At 59.8% G+C, this 23785-nt stretch carries 24 protein-coding genes; 5 read left to right on the plus strand and 19 right to left on the minus strand.

Going from position 1 to position 23785, the window contains the following annotated elements; translation table 11 throughout:
* The first annotated feature begins 3 nt into the window (after positions 1-3).
* Entirely contained in the window at positions 4-468 is a 465-nt protein-coding gene (locus ACZZZ4_RS15015) for an outer membrane lipoprotein (RefSeq protein ID WP_016771369.1), read from the plus strand.
* A gap of 72 nt (positions 469-540) precedes the next feature.
* On the opposite strand, the gene ACZZZ4_RS15020 is transcribed toward ACZZZ4_RS15015, so the two are convergent.
* From ACZZZ4_RS15020 to nhaA, 5 genes are all read right to left on the minus strand, one after another.
* Positions 541-792 carry a pyocin S6 family toxin immunity protein gene (locus ACZZZ4_RS15020; RefSeq protein ID WP_463548120.1) on the minus strand — a complete coding sequence of 84 codons (252 nt, stop codon included), beginning with the start codon at positions 790-792 and terminating at the stop codon, positions 541-543.
* A gap of 20 nt (positions 793-812) precedes the next feature.
* Complete coding sequence (locus ACZZZ4_RS15025; RefSeq protein ID WP_463548121.1) at positions 813-1058, minus strand: colicin E3-like toxin immunity protein; 246 nt, start codon at positions 1056-1058, stop codon at positions 813-815.
* Positions 1059-1108: 50 nt separating this feature from the next.
* Positions 1109-1345, minus strand: a complete 237-nt coding sequence (locus ACZZZ4_RS15030) for a DUF7683 domain-containing protein (RefSeq protein WP_039762632.1) — start codon at positions 1343-1345, stop codon at positions 1109-1111.
* Complete coding sequence (locus ACZZZ4_RS15035) at positions 1320-2552, minus strand: S-type pyocin domain-containing protein (RefSeq protein WP_463548122.1); 1233 nt, start codon at positions 2550-2552, stop codon at positions 1320-1322. Before ACZZZ4_RS15035 ends, ACZZZ4_RS15030 begins: the two co-directional genes overlap by 26 nt.
* A gap of 173 nt (positions 2553-2725) precedes the next feature.
* The gene (gene nhaA, locus ACZZZ4_RS15040) at positions 2726-3910 is read right to left on the minus strand and encodes a Na+/H+ antiporter NhaA (protein WP_463548123.1); all 1185 of its coding nucleotides are present in this window, start codon (positions 3908-3910) and stop codon (positions 2726-2728) included.
* 250 nt (positions 3911-4160) lie between these two features.
* Between nhaA and ACZZZ4_RS15045 the strand changes: the two genes are divergently transcribed.
* Complete coding sequence (locus ACZZZ4_RS15045; protein ID WP_073475880.1) at positions 4161-5255, plus strand: PLP-dependent cysteine synthase family protein; 1095 nt, start codon at positions 4161-4163, stop codon at positions 5253-5255.
* Between the two features lie 133 nt (positions 5256-5388).
* Here the strand turns inward: ACZZZ4_RS15045 and ACZZZ4_RS15050 are convergent, their stop codons facing one another.
* From ACZZZ4_RS15050 to ACZZZ4_RS15060, 3 genes are all read right to left on the minus strand, one after another.
* Complete coding sequence (locus ACZZZ4_RS15050; RefSeq protein WP_463548124.1) at positions 5389-7002, minus strand: NAD(P)/FAD-dependent oxidoreductase; 1614 nt, start codon at positions 7000-7002, stop codon at positions 5389-5391.
* 96 nt (positions 7003-7098) lie between these two features.
* Entirely contained in the window at positions 7099-7752 is a 654-nt protein-coding gene (locus tag ACZZZ4_RS15055) for a COG3650 family protein (protein WP_463548125.1), read from the minus strand.
* Between the two features lie 60 nt (positions 7753-7812).
* Positions 7813-8412, minus strand: a complete 600-nt coding sequence (locus ACZZZ4_RS15060; protein WP_039762641.1) for a short chain dehydrogenase — start codon at positions 8410-8412, stop codon at positions 7813-7815.
* A gap of 104 nt (positions 8413-8516) precedes the next feature.
* On the opposite strand from ACZZZ4_RS15060, the gene ACZZZ4_RS15065 reads away from it, so the two are divergent.
* Positions 8517-9431 carry a LysR family transcriptional regulator gene (locus tag ACZZZ4_RS15065; RefSeq protein ID WP_463548126.1) on the plus strand — a complete coding sequence of 305 codons (915 nt, stop codon included), beginning with the start codon at positions 8517-8519 and terminating at the stop codon, positions 9429-9431.
* 110 nt (positions 9432-9541) lie between these two features.
* On the opposite strand, the gene ACZZZ4_RS15070 is transcribed toward ACZZZ4_RS15065, so the two are convergent.
* The 9 genes from ACZZZ4_RS15070 to ACZZZ4_RS15110 form a co-directional block, all read right to left on the minus strand.
* Positions 9542-10018 (minus strand): DoxX family protein, encoded by a 477-nt coding sequence (locus ACZZZ4_RS15070; protein WP_129998841.1) that lies wholly within the window; start codon positions 10016-10018, stop codon positions 9542-9544.
* Positions 10015-10773 (minus strand): HvfC/BufC N-terminal domain-containing protein, encoded by a 759-nt coding sequence (locus ACZZZ4_RS15075; RefSeq protein WP_463548127.1) that lies wholly within the window; start codon positions 10771-10773, stop codon positions 10015-10017. The genes ACZZZ4_RS15070 and ACZZZ4_RS15075 overlap by 4 nt, the downstream gene beginning before the upstream one ends.
* Positions 10770-11657, minus strand: coding sequence for an MNIO family bufferin maturase (bufB, locus tag ACZZZ4_RS15080; protein ID WP_463548128.1), 888 nt, complete (start codon positions 11655-11657; stop codon positions 10770-10772). The genes ACZZZ4_RS15075 and bufB overlap by 4 nt, the downstream gene beginning before the upstream one ends.
* Before the next feature lie 25 nt (positions 11658-11682).
* Positions 11683-11988, minus strand: coding sequence for a BufA1 family periplasmic bufferin-type metallophore (locus ACZZZ4_RS15085; RefSeq protein ID WP_016771358.1), 306 nt, complete (start codon positions 11986-11988; stop codon positions 11683-11685).
* Between the two features lie 292 nt (positions 11989-12280).
* The gene (locus tag ACZZZ4_RS15090) at positions 12281-12982 is read right to left on the minus strand and encodes an ABC transporter ATP-binding protein (RefSeq protein WP_003222380.1); all 702 of its coding nucleotides are present in this window, start codon (positions 12980-12982) and stop codon (positions 12281-12283) included.
* Positions 12983-13750 carry a high-affinity branched-chain amino acid ABC transporter ATP-binding protein LivG gene (livG, locus tag ACZZZ4_RS15095; RefSeq protein WP_101158400.1) on the minus strand — a complete coding sequence of 256 codons (768 nt, stop codon included), beginning with the start codon at positions 13748-13750 and terminating at the stop codon, positions 12983-12985.
* Complete coding sequence (locus ACZZZ4_RS15100) at positions 13747-15003, minus strand: high-affinity branched-chain amino acid ABC transporter permease LivM (protein WP_463548129.1); 1257 nt, start codon at positions 15001-15003, stop codon at positions 13747-13749. The genes livG and ACZZZ4_RS15100 overlap by 4 nt, the downstream gene beginning before the upstream one ends.
* A complete protein-coding gene (livH, locus tag ACZZZ4_RS15105; RefSeq protein WP_129998843.1) occupies positions 15000-15923 on the minus strand; it encodes a high-affinity branched-chain amino acid ABC transporter permease LivH in 924 nt (307 codons plus the stop codon). The genes ACZZZ4_RS15100 and livH overlap by 4 nt, the downstream gene beginning before the upstream one ends.
* 229 nt (positions 15924-16152) lie before the next feature.
* On the minus strand, positions 16153-17280 hold the full coding sequence (locus ACZZZ4_RS15110; RefSeq protein ID WP_463548130.1) for a branched-chain amino acid ABC transporter substrate-binding protein: 1128 nt from the start codon (positions 17278-17280) through the stop codon (positions 16153-16155).
* Positions 17281-17631: 351 nt separating this feature from the next.
* Between ACZZZ4_RS15110 and ACZZZ4_RS15115 the strand changes: the two genes are divergently transcribed.
* Positions 17632-17937, plus strand: coding sequence for a DUF2288 domain-containing protein (locus tag ACZZZ4_RS15115; protein WP_463548131.1), 306 nt, complete (start codon positions 17632-17634; stop codon positions 17935-17937).
* 307 nt (positions 17938-18244) lie between these two features.
* On the opposite strand, the gene ACZZZ4_RS15120 is transcribed toward ACZZZ4_RS15115, so the two are convergent.
* Positions 18245-20443, minus strand: coding sequence for a hypothetical protein (locus tag ACZZZ4_RS15120; protein WP_076566290.1), 2199 nt, complete (start codon positions 20441-20443; stop codon positions 18245-18247).
* A 196-nt stretch (positions 20444-20639) separates the two neighbouring features.
* Between ACZZZ4_RS15120 and ACZZZ4_RS15125 the strand changes: the two genes are divergently transcribed.
* On the plus strand, positions 20640-21536 hold the full coding sequence (locus ACZZZ4_RS15125) for an NAD(P)-dependent oxidoreductase (protein ID WP_463548132.1): 897 nt from the start codon (positions 20640-20642) through the stop codon (positions 21534-21536).
* Here the strand turns inward: ACZZZ4_RS15125 and ACZZZ4_RS15130 are convergent.
* Positions 21427-23709: a putative bifunctional diguanylate cyclase/phosphodiesterase gene (locus ACZZZ4_RS15130; RefSeq protein ID WP_463548133.1), complete on the minus strand. Its 2283-nt coding sequence runs from the start codon at positions 23707-23709 to the stop codon at positions 21427-21429. The two genes, ACZZZ4_RS15125 and ACZZZ4_RS15130, sit on opposite strands and share 110 nt — an antisense overlap.
* Positions 23710-23785 lie beyond the last annotated feature (76 nt).

A 23785-nucleotide genomic window follows, 5' to 3' on the forward strand; every position in this document is an offset into this window, starting at 1 on the left:
GCTATGCGTAAGTCTGTTCTGCTGGTTGCTTCCTTTTCGACGATGGCGATGTTGCTGACCGGCTGCCAATCGAGCCTCACTGGCGACTCCTACTCCCGTGACGAAGCGCGTCGTGTGCAGACGATTCGCATGGGCACCATCGAATCCCTGCGACCGGTAAAAATCGAAGGCACCAAGACCCCGATCGGCGGCGCAGCAGGCGCAGTGGTCGGCGGCGTCGGCGGTAGCGCCATCGGCGGCGGCAAGGGCAGCATTGTGGCTGCGGTCATCGGCGCAGTGGCCGGCGGCCTGCTTGGCTCGGCCACCGAAGAAGGCCTGACCCGCACCCAAGGTGTGGAAATCACCGTCCGCGAAGACGACGGCAGCATGCGCGCCTATGTGCAGCAGGTTCAGGAGAATGAAGTATTCCGCGTTGGCGAGCGGGTACGGATCTCCACCGTTGGCGGAACCAGCCGCGTTTCGCACTAAGCGGGAAGCTGGGTAAAAGAAAACCCCGATCAGGTGACTGGTCGGGGTTTTCTTTGCTTGTGAATTGTTCATTCAGTAGGTGGCGCAGGTGCCCATGAAGTATTCGAGGCCCTTTGGAAAACTGACGTTGAGCAGGTTTTCCAATGCGGTTACCTGATCCTGAGTCAACAACAGCTCGCCGGGTTCCACCTCATCCAAGGGCTTGGATTCAATGAGCTGAGCCACTTTTTCATTTATCTCGCTGCCTGTGATATCCAGCTCGAATTGCAAGGAGTCATCTTGGACTTCGTCAGTAAAGAATCCGGTAATCGAAAGAAAGCGCATGAAGAACTCATCCCGGTTATTTAACTGTAATCGAACGAAATCTGGTAGTCGCAGGTATGGAGTGTGATGTGATGTTGAAAGTACGGCTGAATGCTAGTTACCCACTTTTCGATGACGTTGAAGCCGCCATTATTGATGTTGCCTTCCACCGGAATACTCAGAGCATTCAAAACTGATTCATCGTCCCCCAGATCTTTTGACGATTCCTCGCCCTGAATTTCTAGGGTTGCTGTGTCGTACCACTCCAGCCTCAATACCAGACCCATTTCTTCCTCGCAGATACTTTGATGTTGTTCTTCACATTGCTCGCTTACGGCTAATCGGGGCCGTTACATGTCAGTTGAAAGTAATAGCGTGAATCTGCGATTGATATCTGCATCAGTTTTTCAAAGGCTTGAACTTGTTTCTGATTCAAATCGTAGCCTTCCCACCCTTGCTGCTTGGTCGTCCAACCCATAATCGACTTAATGTGCTCTGCATGCTCTTTGGGTATTTCGGTTACCGATACTTGGTAATCAGTCTGCTTATCAAAAGCTTCTATCAAAAATCTCAAGGCTCAACGCTCCGTTTTTTCCTTTCTTCGAGTTTTTATTCTTTTTTGTAGACGTGGGCTCACCAGTCGCTGGATCGAATTCCCCGATGTGGTTTCCCCGAGGATCATATTTTTCAATCGTTCCGTGCATGGAGTCCCATTCAAGAATATGCCCTTTGGCGGTTTTCCATCTTTTGCGTTTTGAACCACCGCCTTGGACTACTGTTTTACGGCCGACGATTCTGGCATCGGGAAAAGCCGGCAGTATGTCAGGCGGCGGATGATATTCGTGATCCCCAGCGCGAGTACTGATGACGATGTAGACCGGTTTAATACTAGATCCGGCCGGAAACACCAAAATAAAGTCTTTGTACTCCGGCGGATAAACCGGATTCACCAGTATCCCGTCCGCCGCTTTCGTCGGTGGATAGACCCAGATATGCGGTGCCTGCGGGGCAGCCTCCAGCGCTGGAATGCCGAGAATGTCCGAGCCATCCACCGCCGGGGTCCAGAGCAGTTCGACGCCTTCACCCAGATCCGCAACGAACCGGTCGCCGCGTGCAGTGAACTGCACGACATCGACCATTTCCCAATCGCGGTTCTTACCGGTGTAGAAACCGTAACCCTTGAGGCTGCCATCGGCCTGTTGCTCGACGCGCAGGCGCACGCGGGTTCGGGCTTGTTTGAGTGTGCTTAGTTGCTCATCGGTGTAGAGCGCGCTGTCGCCCAGGCTGGATGGCATCAAAAGCGCAACCAGGCCCACCAAAGGCGCAGCAGCTGCGCTCGATACGAGCGCCGGCAGCGCTTCAAAAGCCGAGCCTGCCAGGGCCATACTGCCGAACCCGACCGGGATGGCGTTGGCGCTGATTTTATTGAGAGGAATGCCGCCGTTTGGGTCGGCTTCGCGAGCGCCGAGCAGGATCAGCTCGCCGTAATCCTTCAGGCTGTCGGTCGGCACCATGCCGGAAGGGTTGGCGTAATCGATGATTGCGTCCGGCAATTTGCAGGACTTGGCGAATACACAGCCGGCACGCACGGCTTCAGGTTTTTTCGCAGCCACTTCCCGGCTGCGCTCGAACGCCTCCTGCCGCGCCAGCATCGCGTCGTAAGCGTTTTGCCCGGCTTCGCGCTCGGCCAGTTCTGCCGCCGTCATATACCGCCAGCTAACGTGATGTCCGTCGCCCTGCGGCGGGTTTTGCACCCGGGGAATGCCCTTGTTCCGCGCCACTGATCTTGCCTTAGTTCACCATCGAGAGCCCCTCGAAAAAGGGGCTGCACGACGTTATCGAAGCGGGGAAAGCGTGGCTGTAGGACGGGTCGCTAATGACGTGGGGATTGTTCGCTGCGTAACTGTGAGGCGATAAATTTGCGGCGAGGGGTCAAGCTCCCTCGCCACAAGGATTATTGCAGTTGTGAATTCTTGCGACTCGCCGCCGCCGTCACCGCATAACCAATCACCGCCGCGAGGATCGAGCCGGTGAGGATGCCCATGCGATCCATGCCGGCGTAATCACTCACGCCGGGTTCGAAGGCCAGCGAGCCGACGAACAGGCTCATGGTGAAGCCGATGCCGCAGAGAATTGCCACGCCGAGGACCTGGCCCCAGTTGGCGCCTTGGGGCAGGGCGGCGATGCCGATCTTGACCGCCAGCCAGGTCAGGCCGAACACGCCGACGGTCTTGCCCAGCAGCAGGCCGATGGCGATGCCCATCGGTACGTCGTGGGTGAAGCTTTCGACGGTGACGCCGCTCAGCGACAGGCCGGCGTTGGCGAAGGCGAACAGCGGCAGGATGCCGTAGGCGACCCAGGGGTGCAGCGCGTGTTCGAGGGTCAGCAGCGGCGACGACTCGGCGTTTTTCGTGCGCAGGGGAATGCAGAAAGCCAGGGTCACGCCGGCCAGTGTCGCGTGGACACCGCTCTTGAGCACGCAGACCCAGAGGATCAGGCCGATGATCATGTAAGGGCCGAGTTTGACCACGCCGAGCCGGTTCATCGCCACCAGCGCGGCAATGCACGCAGCCGCCAGGCCAAGGGACAGGGTCGAGAGTTCGCCGGAATAGAAGATTGCGATGATGACGATGGCGCCGAGGTCATCGATGATCGCCAGGGTCATCAGGAACAGTTTCAGCGACACCGGCACGCGTTTGCCGAGCAGGGCCAATACGCCGAGGGCGAAGGCAATGTCGGTGGCGGTCGGAATGGCCCAGCCACTCAGGGCGGCGGGGTTGTCGCGGTTGAGGAACCAGTAGATCAGCGCCGGCACCAGCATGCCGCCGATCGCTGCTGCGCCGGGCAGGACGATCTGCGAGGGCTTGGACAGTTGACCGTCGAGCACTTCGCGTTTCACTTCCAGACCGATCAGCAGAAAGAACATCGCCATCAGGCCGTCATTGATCCACAGCAGCAGGGGTTTGGCGATTTTCAACGCACCGATCTGCGCCACCACAGGGGTGTCGAGCAGGCCGGTATACAGCCACGACAGCGGTGAGTTGTTGATGATCAGCGCGAGAATGGCTGCGGCGATCAATAGCAGACCGCTGGCGGCTTCCAACTGAAAGAAACGCGTGAAAGTGCTACGCAGAGGCAAGGTCGCTCTCCATCGAATCAAGAAAAAGGTGAAACACCCTAACCCGTACCGTTAGTTGTTAAAACAAAAGTTATATTCTTTTTTGTTATATGTCGTTACAGGCTGTCTGGCTCGGGCAGCACTGAGCCTAGCAGTTGCCTGACACATTGAGACTCAGCTGTACCTTTGCCGCCTGCGGGATTTTTCCTAAGCTTGGGGCAGACCTTTTCAGAAGACCGATCTTCTGGCTGATTCAACGAGAACCGAAACCATGAGCGACAACCGACAGTGGGCCCGCGAAGCCATCCGCATCATCGAGGCGGACTTCCAGCGCAGCGCCGACACCCACCTGATCCCTTTGCCGCTGCCCGGTTTTGCTGGCATCGAGTTGTATTTCAAGGACGAATCCAGCCACCCGACCGGCAGCCTCAAGCACCGCCTGGCCCGCTCGCTGTTCCTTTACGCGCTGTGCAACGGCTGGCTGAAACCCGGCGCGCCGGTGATCGAAGCGTCCAGCGGCTCGACGGCGATCTCCGAAGCGTATTTCGCGCGCATGCTCGGTTTGCCGTTTATCGCGGTGATGCCGGCGACCACCTCGAAAGAGAAGATTGCCCAGATTGCCTTTTACGGCGGGCAGAGCCATCTGGTGCAGGATCCGACGCAGATCTACGCCGAATCCGAGCGCCTGGCCCGCGAGCATGGCGGTCACTTCATCGATCAGTTCACTTACGCTGAACGCGCCACCGACTGGCGAGCGAACAACAACATCGCCGAGTCGATCTTCCAGCAGATGCGCTACGAAAAACACCCTGAACCGACGTGGCTGATTTCCAGCCCCGGCACCGGCGGCACCACCGCGACCCTCGGTCGCTACGTGCGCTATCGCCAGCACTGCACCCGCGTGTTGTGTGCCGATGCCGAGCGTTCGGTGTTCTTCGATTTTTACCAGACCGGAGATGCCAGCCTGCGCCTGGACTGCGGTTCGCGCATCGAGGGCATTGGCCGGCCGCGGGTGGAAGCGTCGTTCCTGCCCAAGGTGATCGATGCGATGGTCAAGGTGCCGGACGCCTTGTCGCTGGCGGCCATGCATTATCTGGCGCAGCGTTTGGGGCGGCATGTCGGCGGGTCGAGCGGGACCAATCTGATCGGTGCGCTGATGGCGGCGCAGCAGATGAAAGCGGCGGGGCAGTCGGGATCGATCGTGGCGATCCTGTGCGATGGCGGCGAGCGTTATGCCGACACTTATTACGACCAGGAATGGTTGAAAGCGCAGGGTTACGAACTGGGTGAGTTGATTGCAGCAGTGGCGGCGAGTGCCGAGCGCGGGGAGGCGCTGCCGACCTCGGTGCTGCGCGCGAATATCTGACACACCCCAATCAAATGTGGGAGCGGGCTTGCTCGCGAAGGCGGTGTGTCAGGCGATAAACGAATCGACTGAAACGACGCTTTCGCGAGCAAGCCCGCTCCCACAGGGGGTGTGTTGTGTCAGCTAATGCTGATTAGTCAGTGAGACCGAGGATATCCCGCGCCACCGCCTCGGCAATGCGAATCCCGTCGACACCCGCCGAGAGAATTCCGCCGGCGTAGCCCGCGCCTTCACCGGCCGGGAACAGGCCTTTGACGTTCATGCTCTGCAGCGACTCGTTGCGCGTGATGCGCAGCGGCGACGAAGTGCGCGTCTCGATTCCCGTCAGCACCGCGTCGTGCAGCGAATAACCGCGAATCTGCTTCTCGAACGCCGGCAAGGCTTCACGGATCGCCTCAATGGCAAAGTCCGGCAGCGCCAGCGCCAGATCGCCCAGCGCGACGCCCGGCTTGTACGAAGGCTCGACTTCGCCCAGCTCGGTCGACGGCTTGCCGTTGATGAAGTCGCCAACCAGTTGCGCCGGGGCCTTGTAGTCGCTGCCGCCAAGGATGAACGCGTGGGATTCCAGGCGCTCCTGCAACTCGATACCGGCGAGCGGGCCGCCCGGATAGTCGACTTCCGGGGTGATGCCGACGACGATGCCGGAGTTGGCATTACGCTCGTTACGCGAGTACTGGCTCATGCCATTGGTGACAACGCGATTCGGTTCCGACGTCGCCGCGACCACAGTGCCGCCCGGGCACATGCAGAAGCTGTACACCGAACGGCCGTTCTTGGCGTGGTGCACCAGTTTGTAATCGGCAGCGCCAAGTTTCGGGTGGCCGGCGTATTTGCCCAGACGCGCGCGGTCGATCAGCGATTGAGGGTGCTCGATGCGGAAACCCACCGAGAACGGCTTGGCTTCCATGAACACGCCACGGCTGTGGAGCATGCGGAAGGTGTCGCGGGCGCTGTGGCCGAGGGCCAGGACCACGTGTCTGGAATGCAGGGTTTCGCCGCTGGCCAGCTGCACGCCGACCAGTTGGCCGTTTTCGATCAGCACGTCGCTGACGCGCTCCTCGAAGCGCACTTCACCGCCCAGTTCGCGGATCTGCTCGCGCATGTTTTCGACCATACCGGTCAGGCGGAACGTACCGATGTGCGGCTTGCTGACGTAGAGGATTTCTTCCGGCGCGCCGGCCTTGACGAACTCGTGCAGGACTTTGCGGCCGAGGAATTTCGGGTCCTTGATCTGGCTGTACAGCTTGCCGTCGGAGAACGTACCCGCGCCACCCTCGCCGAACTGCACGTTGGACTCGGGGTTGAGCACGCTTTTGCGCCAAAGGCCCCAGGTGTCCTTGGTGCGCTGACGGACTTCGGTGCCGCGCTCGAGAATGATCGGTTTGAAGCCCATTTGCGCCAGCAGCAGACCGGCGAAGATGCCGCACGGGCCGAAACCGACGACGATCGGCCGCTGGCCGAGATCGCTCGGGGCCTGACCGACGAATTTATAGCTGACATCCGGTGCCACATTGACGTTACGGTCGTCGGCGAACTTGCCCAACACCCGGGCCTCGTCGCGTACGTTGAGGTCGATGGTGTAGATGAAGCACAGTTCGGAGGACTTTTTGCGCGCGTCATAGCTGCGCTTGAACAAGGTGAAATCGAGCAGATCATCGCTGGCGATGCCCAGACGCTGCACGATGGCGGCGCGCAGGTCTTCTTGGGGATGGTCGATTGGCAGCTTGAGTTCAGTGATTCGTAACATGGCGGGGATCCGGATTCGCGGGGCGCACAACTGCGCCAAGGCGTTTGAAGGCGGCGATTATAAGCCGCCGCGAGCGGATCCGTGGGGGAAAAACGATCAGTCGTTGCGTGCGCCGCCGAAATAGCCGCAGCCGCGCTGCACCTGACCGTCGATGCGCAACTCGGCGCTCATGTGCTGCACGCTGCCGGTGCTGCTGTCGACGCAGCGCTGTGGCGCGACCCACAATTCAATGCGCTGGTTGTTGGCTTCGCTGCTGAGATTGAAGCGGCCGTCGCCCAGTTGTTCTTCCACATACGGCACGGCCAGCGGCGGCTGGCCGTCGCGCTCGATGACCATGCCTTTGCCGCTGACCTTGACGTTCCACTCCGGGGCATGGCCGGCGGCGCGCAGGATCAGCAGTTTGAAATTCGGGTCATCGCAGGCCGTGCCCGAGCGTTCTACACGATACAACTGGCCGAGGTCGAGACGATCGCCGGAGACCTTGCCGCGCACATCGGCAAACAGCTTGCCCTGCTCGTCGGCCAGGGTGGCGGCCTCTTGCAGGACGCTGGTCCCGCCCATGTCGTTGACCACCAGTTGCCGCTGATCCTGGCACGGCTGGAACACCAGTTTGCCGTCGGCAGCAGTCAGTTGCCCCTGCATTCGCGTCTGTCCTGCATGGGAAACACTTTCACGCTGGCCGTCGAACAACTGGCAGGCGGCAAACAACGGCAGCAGGGCAACGAGGACGATCGAACGGGCAACACGCATCTTTGGCTCTCCAGACAAGTGCTGCCACGTTACGCAGCCTGACCGTTCATCACAAGGGCCTTAACCCACGTGAAATGTCTGACCGGTTTGCAGGCCTTCGACACTTTTCGCGTAGGCCAATGCCACTTCCGCTGCAGGAACCGACTTGAAGCCACGGAAGTAGGGCGCGTATTTGCCCAGGGCTTCGGTCAGCACGGTCGGGCTCACCGAGTTCACCCGCAGGCCACGCGGCAGTTCGATGGCGGCGGCGCGGACGAAGCTGTCGAGGGCGCCGTTGACCAGCGCTGCCGAGGCGCCGCTGCGAATCGGGTCGTGGCTGAGTACGCCGGTGGTAAAGGTGAATGAGGCGCCGTCATTGGCGAACTCGCGGCCGATCAGCAGCAGATTGACCTGGCCCATCAGCTTGTCTTTCAGACCGAGGGCGAAGCTGTCCCCAGTCATCTCGTCCAGCGCTGCAAACGTCACGTTGCCCGCCGCGCAGATTAAGGCATCGAACTTGCCGGTCTGTTCGAACAGCTTGCGGATCGACGCGCTGTCGCTGATATCCACTTGCAAGTCACCGCTGTTGCGGCCGATACGAATGACCTCGTGGCGTTGCGACAATTCTTTGTCCACCGCCGAACCGATGGTGCCGCCGGCGCCTATCAACAGAATCTTCATCGAGCTGTACCCCAAGTGAGTGAATGAGGTTTCAGTGTAGGGTGGTTTTTTCCGCGGATAAGCGCACTAATAGGCAACCTTTGGTTTTCAAATGGAAACAATCAATGAGCGAAATGGATGACCTTGCTGCGTTTGCCGTGCTGATCGAGGCCGGCAGTTTTACCGTGGCCGCGCAACAGTTGGGCTGCAGCAAGGGCCAGTTGTCCAAGCGCATCAGCCAGCTCGAAGCGCAATTCAGTGTGGTCTTGCTACAACGCACCACCCGGCGCTTGAGCCTGACGGCGGCGGGGGCGGCGCTGCTGCCGCAGGCGCAGGCGCTGGTGGCTCAAGTCGAACGCGCGCGGCAGGCTTTGGCACGTTTGAAGGACGACATGGCCGGCCCCGTACGCATGACGGTTCCGGTTTCGCTCGGCGAGACCTTCTTCGATGGCTTGTTGCTGGAGTTTTCCGGGCAATATCCGGAGGTGCAGATCGAGTTGGAGCTGAACAACAGCTATCGCGATCTGGCCCGCGATGGCTTTGATCTGGCGATTCGAGCCGAAGTGGCCAATGACGATCGGCTGGTGGCCAAGCCGCTGTTGGCGTGGCACGAAATGACCTGCGCCAGCCCGGCCTACCTCGAGCGCTTCGGCGTGCCGGCGACGCCGCATGCCTTGGCCGAGCATCGTTGTCTGCTCAACAGCCATTACAGCGGCCGCGAAGAATGGCTGTATCACCAGCAGCACGAGTTGTTGCGGGTGCGGGTTTCGGGTCCGTTTGCCAGCAATCACTACAGCCTGTTGAAGAAAGCAGCGCTGTCCGGTGCCGGCATCGCCCGTTTGCCGTCGTATCTGCTGCAAACCGAATTGGCTGACGGCCGCTTGCGCTGGCTGCTGCGCGATTACCAGACACGACGGATGCCGATGTATCTGGTACACCCGTATCAGGGGGGATTGCCGAAACGCACGCAGGTGTTGGCGGATTATTTGATGGGCTGGTTCAAGCGCAGTGGCGAGGCGCTGGATCGACTCCAGCGCTGATGTGATTTCCCTGTGGGAGCGAGCCTGCTCGCGAATGCGTCAGTATCAGTCGATACCGATGTTGAATGACACACCGCTTTCGCGAGCAGGCTCGCTCCCACAGGGGGATCTTATTTTGCGAAACGGCGGGCAAACAGGTGATCGATCGACAACTTGCCCGGCCCGGTCGCCATCAGGTACAGCAACACCGCCGCCCAGGTGCCATGGGTCGGGTAGGCATCCGGGTAGACGAACAGTTGGATAGTCAGGGTCATGCCGAGCAGTGCCAGCGCCGAAAACCGCGTCGCCAGGCCGAGCAGGATCAGCAGCGGAAACACATGCTCGGCAAACGCAGCCAGATGCGCGGCAATTTCCGGCGACAGCAGCGGCAGGTGGTACTCGCTTTGAAACAGCGGAATCGTCGAGTCCGCCAATCGCGGCCAGCCCAGTTCAAAATTGCCGTCAATCAAATCGATGGCCAGTCCTTCGACCTTGGTTTGCCCGGATTTCCAGAACACCGCAGCAATGGAAAAACGCGCGATGAAGGCAATCAGGCTGTGCGGGATTTTTTCGAACAGCGCGATGACGCGCAGGATCAAAGCGTTCATGGCAACTCCTTGTAATTGAGCTGGGTGATCGCGTTATGCGCAATCAGTAAGGCGAGGGTTTGGGCGAGATCGAACGGCGGGCTGTTCCCTGCCGCCGCGAGCAGTGGCGAGCTCTGTAGCAGATGATGAAGGAACACGCTCGCACCCGGCTCAAGCGCAAACACCTCAACGTCGAGACCATTGCGCAGCACCAGAGCGTGCTGACCCTGGTTCAGGCCGATTCCCGCCAGACCTTGCTCCTGCTGATGCGCGGCCCAGATTGCCACCACTGCGTAGGCTGAATCGAGCAAGTGCAGCGACGGATGCAATTCGAAACACAGCGCACTCAGCGACTGCGGATCGGTCAGCGCGGCGCTGACTTGCTCCGGCCGGATCGGCTGCGCATCGGCGGCGTGGTAGGCGAGGGTGCGCAAGTGCTCGAGTCGCGCAACATCGGCCACATAGGGCACCCCGGCGATGGGTTCGAATTGCCCGATGAAATCGGCGAAGTCTTCGCCGTAGCGGCTCATCAACGGACTTTGCGGCGGCTGACCGCGTACGAAAATCGCCGCCATGGCGCGGAAGAATTCCTCACCGACCAACTGCTGCACCACCGGGTAGCTATCGGCCAGCGCATTGATCAGCGAACTCTGCACGTTGTTGCGGTACACCGCGAAACGTCGCGACGGATCAGCGCCATTGCGGCTGCACAGGCCCTTGGGATACGGCAGTTGCACATTGAGCAGGGCGGCGGCGAAGTCCGCTTGCGTACTCATGCCGCACGCTCCGCGCGGCGCAACAGCTTTTCGGCTTGCTGCGCTTCGGCGAGCAATACGTCAAAGGCCGGCACGTGATTATCACGTTCAATCAGCGTCGCTATCGGGCCAGTCCGTTGCAGCACCCGGCGGTACAGATTCCAGACGGCCTGATCAATCGGCGCGCCGTGATCGTCGATCAGCAAACGATCGCCGAGGTTGTCACAATCTTCAGCGAAGCCGGCCAGATGAATCTCGCCGACCGCGTGCAATGGCAGTGCGTCGAGGTAGGCGAGCGGATCACGCTGATGATTGATGCACGACACGTAGACGTTGTTGACGTCGAGCAACAAGCCGCAGCCGCTGCGGCGGATCACTTCGGCGATGAACACGGGCTCGTCGATCCTCGAATGCTCAAACGCCAGATAGGTCGCCGGGTTTTCCAGCAGCATCGGACGTTTGAGCGTGTTCTGCACTTGGTCGATGTGCGCACAGACGCGATTGAGCGTCGGCGTGTCATAGGCCAGTGGCAGCAGATCATTGAGGAACACCGGGCCGTGGCTCGACCACGCCAGATGTTCGGAAAAGGCTTGTGGTTGATAGCGCTCGATCAGCTCGGCGAGGCGTTTGAGGTGCTGGCTGTCCAGCGGGCCTTCGCCACCGATCGACAGGCCCACGCCGTGCAATGACAGCGGGTACTGCTCGCGAATCAGACCGAGGAAATGATGAAACGGGCCGCCGGCCACCATGTAGTTTTCGGCGTGGACCTCGAAGAAACCGAGGTCCGGTACGGAGCCGAGCACTTCGAGGAAGTGCCCGGTCTTGAGCCCCAGCCCGGCGCGGGCAGGGAGCTCGGTGCGAGCTGCCTGAGTGCGCGGCAGGGACGGTTCGTGATGACTGAACATGGGCGTCACTCAGGCAGGCCGTGGATCAGGACTTGGCTTTGAAGGCTTCGAGCTGACCGAAACCGGTCGGCGAGGTTTTGCTTTCGGTGGTGGCGCAGGTGCCTTTCGGAACGAGCTTCCAGGCGTTGGCCTGATAGTCCATTTTCGCCGTGCCGGCGCAGGTAGTCCCGGCACCTGCGGCGCAATCGTTCTTGCCCTTCATGGCCACGCCGAAGCATTTTTCCATGTTGGCATCGGCGGCCTGGGCGGTGGAGACAGTGGCGATGCTCAGAGCGGAACCGAGGGCCAGAACCAGGGCGGTGGCGGACAGGGTACGGGTAGTCGCAGTCATGATGTTTCTCCAGTTTTTTATCAGGGTTTCTGCAAGCGGTTTGCGCTTGCTTGTCCCTCTAGAGAACGGGTGGGCGGATGCGTTACACGCGGAGCGAGAAATTTATAAAAAATGTCGGATTCAGCTGTATCTCTGTGGGAGCGAGCCTGCTCGCGAAGGCGATGTGTCAGGCACCCATAATGTTGAATGTCACACCGCTTTCGCGAGCAGGCTCGCTCCCACAGGGTTAGCTTGGTGATACTCAGGAAATAAAAAAACGGCCCGAAGGCCGTTTTTTGTCCAGCGATACCACTCAACCGCCGAGATACGCCTCGCGTACTTTCGGGTCGGTCAGCAGCGCTTCACCGGTGCCTTGCATGACCACGCGGCCGTTCTCCAGAACGTAGGCGCGGTCGGCGATTTTCAGTGCCTGGTTGGCGTTCTGCTCGACCAGGAACACCGTCACACCGTCCTTGCGCAGCTGTTCGATGATGTCGAAGATTTGCTGGATGATGATCGGCGCCAGACCCAGCGATGGCTCGTCGAGCAGCAGCAGCTTGGGCTTGCTCATCAGCGCGCGGCCGATGGCGAGCATTTGCTGTTCACCGCCGGACATGGTGCCGCCGCGCTGGTTGAAGCGCTCTTTCAGGCGTGGGAAAAGTCCGAGAACCTTATCCATCTGTTCCTGATAGTCGCCCTTGTCGGTGAAGAAACCGCCCATCGACAGGTTCTCTTCCACGGTCAGACGGGCAAACACACGACGACCTTCCGGGACCACGGCAATGCTCTTGCGCATGATCTGCGACGAGTCCTGGCCGACCAGTTCCTCACCCATGTAGCGAATGCTGCCGCTGTGCGCCTGCGGCGAACCGCACAGCGTCATCAGCAGCGTGGATTTGCCGGCACCGTTGGCGCCGATCAGCGTGACGATCTCGCCCTGACGGACTTCGACGTTGACGCTGTGCAGCGCCTGGATCTTGCCGTAGAAGGTGGAAACGTTTTCGAACTGCAGCATTTACGCTTCCCCCAGGTAGGCTTTGATCACTTCAGGATTGTCGCGGATCTGTTCCGGTGTGCCGTCGGCCAGCGGTGTGCCCTGGTTGATCACGACGATGTGGTCGGAAATGCTCATGACCAGTTTCATGTCGTGCTCGATCAGCAGCACGGTGACGTTGTGCTCTTCGCGCAACACACCGATCAGCGCCTTGAGGTCTTCGGTTTCCTTCGGGTTCAGGCCGGCGGCCGGTTCGTCGAGCATGAGGATCCGCGGGCGGGTCATCATGCAGCGGGCGATTTCCAGACGCCGTTGCTGGCCGTAGGCGAGGGTGCCGGCGGTGCGGTTGGCGAACTCTTTGAGGTTGACCTTTTCCAGCCAGTACTCGGCAAATTCCATCGCCTCGCGCTCGCTTTTGCGGAACGCCGGGGTCTTGAACAGGCCGGACAGGAAGTTGGTGTTCAAGTGACGGTGCTGGGCGATCAAGAGGTTCTCGACCGCGGTCATGTCCTTGAACAAACGCACGTTCTGGAAAGTCCGCACCACGCCTTTGAGGGCGATCTTGTGGCCCGGCAGGCCCTGGATCGGCTCGCCGTCGAGGAGGATGCTGCCGCCGGTAGGCTGATAGAAACCGGTCAGGCAGTTGAACACGGTGGTCTTGCCGGCGCCGTTCGGGCCGATCAGTGCAACCACCTGCTTTTCCTTGACGGTCAGCGCCACGCCGTTGACCGCGAGCAAGCCGCCGAAGCGCATGCTCAGATTGTCGACTTTAAGGATCTCGCGGCTCATTTGCGCAACTCCATGTGTGGGCGTTGCATCGGCAGCAGACCTTGTGGACGCCAGATCATCATCAGCACCATCAGCGCACCGAACATCAACATGCGGTATTCGCTGAAGTCACGCATCATTTCCGGCAACAGGATCATCACGATTGCCGCCAGAATCACACCCAGTTGCGAACCCATGCCACCCAACACGACGATGGCAAGAATGATCGCCGACTCGATGAAGGTGAACGACTCGGGCGTCACCAGCCCCTGACGGGCGGCGAAGAAGCTGCCGGCGAAACCGGCGAACGCAGCGCCGAGGGTGAACGCGGAGAGCTTGATCACAGTCGGGTTCAGGCCCAACGCACGGCAAGCGATTTCGTCTTCACGCAGCGCTTCCCACGCACGGCCGATCGGCATGCGCAGCAGACGGTTGATCACGAACAGCGCGGCCAATGCGAGCAATAACGCAACCAGGTAAAGGAAGATCACCTTGTTGATCGAGTTGTATTGCAGGCCGAAATACTCGTGGAACGTCTGCAAGCCTTCAGCCGCTTTACGCTCGAAGGTCAGGCCGAAGAACGTCGGTTTTTCGATGTTGCTGATGCCGTTCGGGCCACCGGTGATATCGGTCAGGTTACGCAGGAACAGCCGGATGATTTCGCCGAAACCCAAGGTCACGATCGCCAGATAGTCGCCACGCAGACGCAATACCGGGAAGCCCAGCAGGAAGCCGAACGTCGCCGCCATCAGGCCGGCAATCGGCAGGCAGATCCAGAAGCTCAGGCCGTAGTAATGCGACAGCAGCGCGTAGCTGTAGGCACCGACGGCGTAGAAGCCGACGTAACCGAGGTCAAGCAGACCGGCCAGACCGACGACGATGTTCAGGCCCAGGCCGAGCATTACGTAGATCAGGATCAGCGTCGCGATATCCACCGCACCACGGGAGCCGAAGAACGGCCAGACCAGGGCGATCAGAATCAGCGCAATGATGAAATAGCGCTGGGTGGTCGGCAGGGTCAGGAAGTTGCTGGCCTTGGCCGGGATCAGCGGCATGCCCGGCGAGGAGCGCCAGGCTTTGCTGATCTGCTGGTTGAACAGCACGCGCAGGAACATCAGCACCGAGCAGATCGCGATGGTCGCGAGGATGGCCGGGCTGGTGTTGTGCACTTCCAGATTGATGCCGACGATGGTCAGTTTCAGACCGAGTACCGGGTAGGCCACCGCCCACACCAGCAAGGCACTGAAGAGTGCCTGTTTAAGATTCCTAGTCATACTTTCTCAACCTCCGGACGGCCCAGAATGCCGGTCGGACGGAACAACAGCACCAGAACCAGCAGGCCGAACGCAACGACGTCCTTGTACTGGTCGCCGAAGATATCGGCACCGAACGCTTCCGCTACACCCAGCACCAGGCCGCCGAGCATGGCTCCCGGGATGCTGCCGATGCCACCCAGTACCGCGGCGGTGAAGGCCTTGAGGCCGACGAGGAAACCGGCGTTCGGGTTGATCACGCCGTATTGCATGCTCAGCAACACGGCAGCGACCGCCGCCAGCGCAGCACCAATGACGAACGTCAGGGCGATGATGTTGTTGGTGTTGATGCCGAGCAGGTTGGCCATCTTGATGTCCTCGGCACAGGCGCGGCAGGCGCGACCCAGGCGGGAACGAGAGATGAACAGGGTCAGGCCGAGCATGGCGATCACGGTCACCACGAACACCACGATCTGCATGTAGGAAATCAGCACTTCTTGTGCGCCACCCGGACCGAAGGCGAAGTTGCCCGGGATCAGGTTGGGGATCGCTTTGTCCTTGGAGTCTTGCGCCAGCAGAACGGTGTTCTGCAGGAAGATCGACATACCGATGGCAGAAATCAGCGGGATCAGACGGTTGCTGCCGCGCAGGGGGCGGTAGGCGATCCGTTCGATGCTGTAACCGTAGGAACTGGTGACGACGATGCTGGCGATGAACGCCGCGGTCATCAACAGCGGGACACTGTCGAGTCCCATCATGGTCAGCCCGGCGATGGCGATGAACGCCACGTAGGAACCGATCATGTACACCTCGCCGTGGGCGAAGTTGATCATTCCAATGATGCCGTAAACCATCGTGTAGCCGATGGCGATCAGGGCATACATGCTGCCAACGTTGAGGCCGTTAACCAGCTGTTGGAAGAAGTGATAGAGGTCAGGCATTACAGCGCTCCTAAAAACCTGTACGCATTTCACTGGTGGAGTCATTTTCCCGCCCGGCCCCGTGGATCTCTATCCACTTCGAATCCGAGTTTTGCCAGCGAACCGCTGATGACGGTTTTGAGATTTTCAGGGGGGCCGACTGGCGGATCACGCCAGCGCGGCCCTTACATTCGCAAAACAAAGCCCACGGCACGCCGTGGGCTTTATTGGCAGTCAGTCGGGCAAGGCCTTACTGAGGCGAAACTTCGGTTTTAGGTTTGCCGTTGTGCCACTCGTACACGACAAATTTGAAGTCCTTCAGGTCGCCCTTGGCGTCGAAGCTCAGGTCGCCGGTCGGGGTCTTGAACGAACCGGCGTGGATGGCTTCAGCCACTTTGGTCGCATCTTCGGACTTGGCAGCGGTGATACCGGCGGCAATCACTTCAACCGCGGAGTAGGACGGGAATACGAACGGACCGCTCGGATCTTCCTTCTTGGTTTTGAACGCATCTGCCAGCGCCACGTTGGCCGGATCCTGGTCGAAGGATTTCGGCAGGGTCACCAGCAGACCTTCGGACGCGTCCTTGGCGATCTGAGTGATCGAGTCGTTACCCACGCCTTCCGGACCCATGAACTTGGCTTTCAGGCCTTTTTCCTGAGCCTGACGCAGGATCAGGCCCAGCTCCGGGTGGTAGCCGCCGTAGTAGACGAAATCGACACCGGCTTGCTTGAGCTTGGCGATGATCGCCGAGAAGTCTTTGTCGCCAGCGTTGACGCCTTCGAAGACAGCAACCTTGGTGCCTTTCTTCTCGAGGGTCGATTTCACGGCGGTGGCGATGCCTTCACCGTACTGCTGTTTGTCGTGCAGCACGCCAACCACTTTCGGTTTCACGTGATCGGCGATGTAGTTGCCGGCGGCAGGACCTTGGGCGCTGTCGAGACCGATGGTGCGGAAAATCATTTTGTAGCCACGGGCGGTGATGTCCGGGCTGGTGGCAGCCGGGGTGATCATGATCACGCCTTCGTCTTCGTAGATGTCCGAAGCTGGCTGGGTGGAGCTGGAGCACAGGTGACCGACCACGAACTTGACGCCGTCGTTGACGACCTTGTTCGCTACCGCTACCGCTTGTTTCGGATCGCAGGCATCGTCGTATTCAACGGCTTCGAGTTTCTTGCCGTCGACGCCGCCCTTGGCGTTGATCTGCTCGATGGCCATTTTCGCGCCACTGAACTGCATGTCGCCGTACTGGGCTACTGGACCGGTTTTAGGACCGGCGATACCGATTTTGATGGTGTCAGCTGCGAACGAATGGCTGGCAACCCCGGCCAGAACCATAGCGGCAAACAGTTTGGAAATCTGCTTAGTAGCCTTAGTCATAGTGCTCCACTCTTACTGTTGTATTTTTTAGAGTTCTGGCGCCGTAGCAGCAGAACCGGGTCAGATATCTTTGCGATACCCTCCGGAAAATGCCCCGGCAACTGTACCGGTACAGTGTAGAGCGCCGCTTGATCAACTGGGAAGCGGGCGCCACGGGGCAAAACTTGGAGGTGTCGCATTTATGAATTAAAGAGACAGAATTGCGGCGAGGCAATCGGGGGCATATATCCCAAAATGCAGCATTCCCTGGCGTTCCTGCTCTTTTCGTTCCGTGCAGCGATTTGCAACCGGGTTTTTCTGCCGGACCACCGACGTTATCATTCGCGTCGATTTCTTTTCCGGACAGCTCCCATGAATCAAGAACCTAGCACCCTCTATGCCAAGCTGCTTGGTGAGACGGCATCTATTACCTGGAAAGAGCTTGAGCCGTTCTTCGCCAAGGGTGCCCTATTGTGGGTCGACCCAGCGCTCGATTTGATTGCCGCCGCCGAGGCCGTGGCATTGGACGAAGGCGAGAAAGTCGCGGCCTGGCTGGCCGACGACAAGGTCGCCAAGCTGTCTGAAACGCGGGCGCTGGATATTTTCGAGCGTGATCCTCAGCTGTGGGCAGTGGTGGTTTCGCCGTGGATTCTGATCCAGGAAAGGGCGGCCGCTTAATTGCCCGCACCCTTTTGGTGCCTCGATTGCCGCGCCGCAAGTGTGTAGCGGAGTAGCGTGATGGCACCTTGTCGTGGAGAAATGCCACGCCTCACGGTGACGTAAACGTAACGGGAACAGTTTATGGAGCGGCCTGAGGGTCGCTTAATTGTTTCTGGATGTTGGAAAGGCTGAAATCTTTAGTGAATTTGAAGACCCCATCGCTGGCAAGCCAGCTCCCACAGTGTCCGGGTGTACACAAATATTGTGAGCACCACAAAATCTGTGGGAGCTGGCTTGCCAGCGATTGGGGCGACTCGGTAGCGGATCAGACCGAGTAAGTCTTCCCGGTATGGTTGTTCAGCGAAATCACCTTGGTCTTGCCGATCCGGTGGCGGTAGATCTCGCGCAGGTATTTGATCGACTTCTTCACGCAATCGCGCGACAGGCGAATGTCATTGATCGAGACAAACTTGTCCTTGTCGTTGATCAGCTCGCGATATTTCTTCTCGTACATCGGTTTGATCGCGTACCAGTTGGTATCGAGGATCTTCGCCGGGTTTTCGAATTCGTTGAGCAGGTCGTCGATCCGCTCCTCGTCGAAGTCTTCCTGAATGATGAAGTCGAGAATCGAGTTGTCCAGCGTCTCGTCGAAACGGTACGGATTCTTCGCGAAGCAGCGCTTGATGAACGCCACGATCAGCGTGAGGAAGTCGTCCGACAGGCACGGGCTCTTGGCGATCAGCGTGGTCAGCGACAGGTTGGCCGAAGCGCCGATCACCAGCGCATAACGCTTGAGCGTGGTGTTGGGGAACAGGCTGTTGAGGTGGGTCTTCAACCGGTTCAGGTCCATGTAGGACAGTTTGTAGTCTTTCGGCAGCGAGACGATCGACACCACCGACGAGCAATTCTTGAAGAAGTGCAGGTCGTGCAGCGCGGCGGCGTCGTAACCGGAATTCTTGTACTGCTCAAGCGAAGCGCGATAACGCTTGGATTCGATCGGCAGCAGGCTGATGCCTTCGATGGCCTGGGTGACCTTGTTGAAGTGCGGCAGGTCGATCGAACGGAAGAACAGGTCGTCGATGTTCAGGCGTTGCGGCTCTTTATCGAAGACCTTGAACTTGTCGCTGCTTGGCGGTGGGGTTTCCGGCACCACCGATTCGGCGTAGGCAATCGCCACCGGGCCGGCCAGACTCATGAACAGGTCGTTGGCATCCAGGCGAATGGTTTCGCCGATGTCGATGCCGGCGCGGCGGAAGTAGTTCTGGTCGTAGTCAGTGGTGACTGCCTGCGCCGTCAGAATGTTGAAGATCTGCTGCGAGATGTACTGGTTGGCGTGCTTCTCCATGGCATTGACATCAATGTTCTGGATGTTGCCGTCATCGCTTTCTTCGGCGTAACGCATGATGTCGTTGGAGATCAGCATCATCGCGTTCCACGGGCGGATACGCCCCATCACGCTGGCTTCGCTGCTGTCTTCGTTAGCGAAGTTGTAGGAGAAATCCCATTCCTCCGACAGATATTTGCACAGCAAGCGCCCGGCGTTGATGTGCAGCGCCTCGGACATTTCGCTGCGGTGATCGGAAATGTTCGGCAGCACGCAGATGCCGCTGGTGAAGATCGGCTCAAAGACGAACGAGTGACCGCTCTTGCCGTCATGCTCATCCATCGGCTTGGTGTCGAACGTCTTGTTCATGTACGAGTGCTGCTGGGCCAGACCGAATTCCGAGGCCATGCCCGAACCGGTACCGCCGCCGGCACTGAAAATCGAAAAGTACAGGCGCGACTGGTTGGCTTTGATGCCGCAGCTGTCGATCAGGTACGAGTGGATCATTTTCCAGTCGGGGCTGGAGAAGCGCTGGGTGTCCTTGTTGAGGATGATCTTCGCCAGGTACTGGCCGAGGATCGGCGCGTTACCGGCGCCACCGGCATGGACTTCGGACAAGTCCATGATCTTCATTTTGCTGTAGTCGCGCAGGAAGCCGCTTTTCTCGCCCTTGCGCGAGAAACGGATGCGCCCGGCGATGTCCTTGTCGAGGTCGCCAAGCATCACCAGCGGTTCGACCAGAAACACCGGTTTGGTCGATTTGCTGGTACCGATGCGCAGATTGTTCTTGATCCACTGCGCCGGGCTGTAGCCCTTGTCGGCCAGACGCCGGTCGGTCGGGCGATCTTCGTTGTTGAATTCGTTGAGGTAGAACTTGCGCGCGTTGTACACCAGCTCCGCCACGTCGAGGGCGATGTTGGAGCCGCAGCGACCAAGGCCGATCAGGCACACCGAGGGGAATTCCTGATCGTTGTGCTGCTCGTTGTCGCCTTCCTGATGCGCCGGGCGCGGGAACACCGAATCGCGCAGGCCGTCGAGGTTATCGAGGATGCGGTCAGTGTTGGTTTCGGTGAAGTACAGGTATTGCTGGGTCGACAGCGGGCGCGAGGGCGGCGTCGGTCTGGATAATGACGCGCTGTTCGCGGCGGGGCTCAGGGTCAGATCGGCTGTTGCACTGGCGGGATTGTTTTTGGAGGTCATGGTGCGCCATTTACCTGGACTGGGTTGGCCCGCCGAACAGTGCCGGCGAACCTCACGGAATAAGATCTCGCGTCTTGTGTGCGCGAATATGGCCCGGGCGTCGTAGTGCTGGCTGGTCTGATCGCCGGGCGGAATCCTTTCCTGATCGTTGATGAATCGGCCATGATTCGGTGATCTTTAATCGAAAAGAGGCGAAATGATGTCAACGCTACCTTCGTTGGGGTTTGCCGGAATTGGCCTGATGGGCCTGCCCATGTGCCGGCGTCTGCTGGCGGCGGGTTACCCGCTGACGGTGTGGAACCGTAACCCGGACAAGTGTGCACCGCTGGTTGCGGCCGGCGCCCGCCAGGTATCGAGCCCGGCTGACCTGTGCGCACACGCCGACATCGTCATGCTGTGTCTGGCCGATACCGCCGTGGTGCGTGAAGTGGTGTTTGGCACTGGCGGTATCGCCGAAGGTGCGAAAAACGGCCAGCTGTTGGTGGATTTCTCCAGTCTTGAACCGACCGCGACTCGCGAGATGGCCGCAGAGCTGGCCGAGAAAACCGGCATGGGCTGGCTTGACTCCCCGGTGTCCGGCGGCGTAGTCGGCGCCGAGGCCGGGAGCCTGGCGATCATGGTCGGTGGTGCAGCGGCAGATCTTCAGCGCGTGCGCCCGGTGCTGCTCAGCCTCGGTCAGCGCGTCACGCACATGGGCGGCGTTGGCGCCGGGCAAGTGACCAAGGCCTGCAACCAGATGATCGTCGCCTGCAATGCGCTGGTAATTGCCGAAGTGGTGGCGTTGGCCGAGCAGGCCGGGGTCGATGCCATTCTGATCGCCGAGGCGTTGGCCGGTGGTTTTGCCGATTCCAAGCCGTTGCAGATCCTTGCTCCGCAAATGGCCGAGAGCCGTTTCGAACCGATCAAGTGGCACGTGCGCACGCTGCTCAAGGACCTCGACACAGCGGTGAAATTTTCCCGCGAGCAGGGCTCGGCAACGCCAATCAGCGGATTGGCCGCACAGTTGATGCGCCTGCATGGGGCGCAAGGCTTTTTAGCCCAGGATCCAGCGACGCTGGTGCAAATGTATCGCGCGCCAGACTCAACGGATTGACCCCGAGGACGGGTTTGCGCTGGTTGATTTCATCGAGCACCGCGCACAGTTCATCCAGCGGCACCGGGCGGCTGAGCAGATAACCCTGAATGAAGTCGCAGCCCGAACGCTCGAGAAACTCGTATTGCTCCAGGCTCTCGACGCCCTCGGTGACCACCTGCAGGTGCAGCGTGTGGGCCATGACGATGATCGCCTGGACAATTTCCATGTCAGCCGTGGCGGTGGGGATGTCGAGGATGAACGAGCGGTCGATCTTCAGGGTGTTCAGCGGCAGGCGCTTGAGGTAGGCCAGCGACGAATAGCCGGTGCCGAAATCATCGATCGACAACGACACGCCGAGGGCGCGGATCTGCCGCAACAGCACCAGAGTGTTGGCGATGTTGCCCATCAAGGCGTTTTCAGTGACCTCCAGTTCCAGGCGTTCCGGCGCGACACCGGCGGTGCGCAGCGCGTGCTCGATTTCCTCGGCCAGTTCCTCGCGAGCCAGATTCAGCGGCGAGCAGTTCCAGGCGATTCTCAATTCTGCACAACCATGCCGCGACAGCTCACCGAGGTCCTTGCAGGCGCGGCGCAGCACCCAGTTGTCCAGTTCGGCGATCAAACCGTTGTTCTCGGCGATGCCGATAAAGCGATCCGGTGTGAGCAAACCGTGGACCGGATGCTGCCAGCGAATCAGGGCTTCAAGCTTGGTCACGCGCCCGGTTTTCAGTTCGAAGATCGGCTGGTAGTAGAGCATCAGCGCGTTGTCTTCCCGGAGCGCGCTGCGCAGTTCTTCTTCCAGTTGCAGCTCGAAACTGGCGCGGCTCTTGAAGCTGGAATTGAAGAAATGCAGGCCGTTGCGCCCGGCGCCCTTGGATTGGTACAGCGCCAGATCGGCGTGTTTGAGCAGCTCCTCGCAGGTGGTGCCATCTTCCGGAAACAGACTGATGCCGATGCTGGTGGTCATCACCATGCGCCGGCCAGCCAGTTCGATCGGCTCTTTCATCTTCTGCATGATGCGCTGCGCCATGCCGCGCGCCTCTTCGCGGTCGCGCAGGCTGATGAGGATGCAGAATTCGTCGCCGCCGAACCGCGCCACCACATCTTCATGACTGCGCACCGAGCTCTTGATGTGTTGGGCGATGACTCTGAGCAGCGCGTCACCGGCGTCATGGCCGAGGCTGTCGTTGATGCGCTTGAAGTGGTCGATGTCGAGAAACATCACCGCGAGCATGCCGCCCTCGCTGGTTTTCTGGCTGAGTTTTTCGGCGAACATCTGGTTGAAACCACGACGGTTGATCAGGTTGGTCAGCGCGTCGTAATTGGCCGCTTGCTGCAGAGACATGCGCGCCTGATCGAGTTGGCTGAGCAAGGCGTTGACCCGGCGCAGGTCGTTTTCCTTGTTCTGCAGTTTCTTGTCGGCGAGGGCGGCGCTGATCGCACTGCCGAGAATCAACAGAATGATCAGCGCTACGGTCAGGCCCAGTTGCAGATGCCCGGTTTCACGGCCGCTCGCTGCCAGGGCGCCTTCGGGAAGAACCAGGTCCAGCGCAGCCATGCCGGTGAAGTGCATGCTGATGATGCCAGCGCCGAGGATCAGCGCCGCGCTGTACTTGAGTAACTGATGCGCGACGCCGCTGCCTTCACTCAGATAGCGGGCGACCCAGAGCGCGGTGAAACTGGCGCCGATGGCGATCGCCACCGACAGCGCGAACAGCCCTGGCTGATAGTAGGCGGTGGCGCTCGACTTCATCGCCGCCATGCCGACGTAATGCATGCCGGCGATACCCAGGCCGATGACAAACGCGGTTTTCAGGCAATGCAACGCGCTCGGCTGCACCTCGCTCAGCGTGTGCATGGCCAGCCACGAGGCGAGCAGGGCGATCAGCAAAGAGAAGAGGGTGATGACGAGATCGTACTGAATGTCGATTGACGTCTGAAAAGCCAGCATGCTGATGAAATGCATGGCCCAGATGCCGCCAGCCAGGCAGGTCGCGCCGATCCAGCGCCACAGTCGTCGCGACCCCGAATCTTCGGCATGCACCACGCGTTCGGCCATGTCCAGGGTGGCGAAGCTTGCCGCGCAGGCAACCAGATAGGCCACCATCACCAACAGCGGATTGTGGCTGCAATCGAGCAGAACCTGCCCGCTCTGCGGCAGCTCGGCAACAAACTGCAAACCAAGCCATTCCATAGCGTGCCCCGTTCCGGATTCATCTGGCCCGAGCGTCAATCAACGCAGGCGAATGAAAGGAGTATAGAGGCGGTTT

The organism is Pseudomonas sp. AC252, assembly GCF_979258105.1.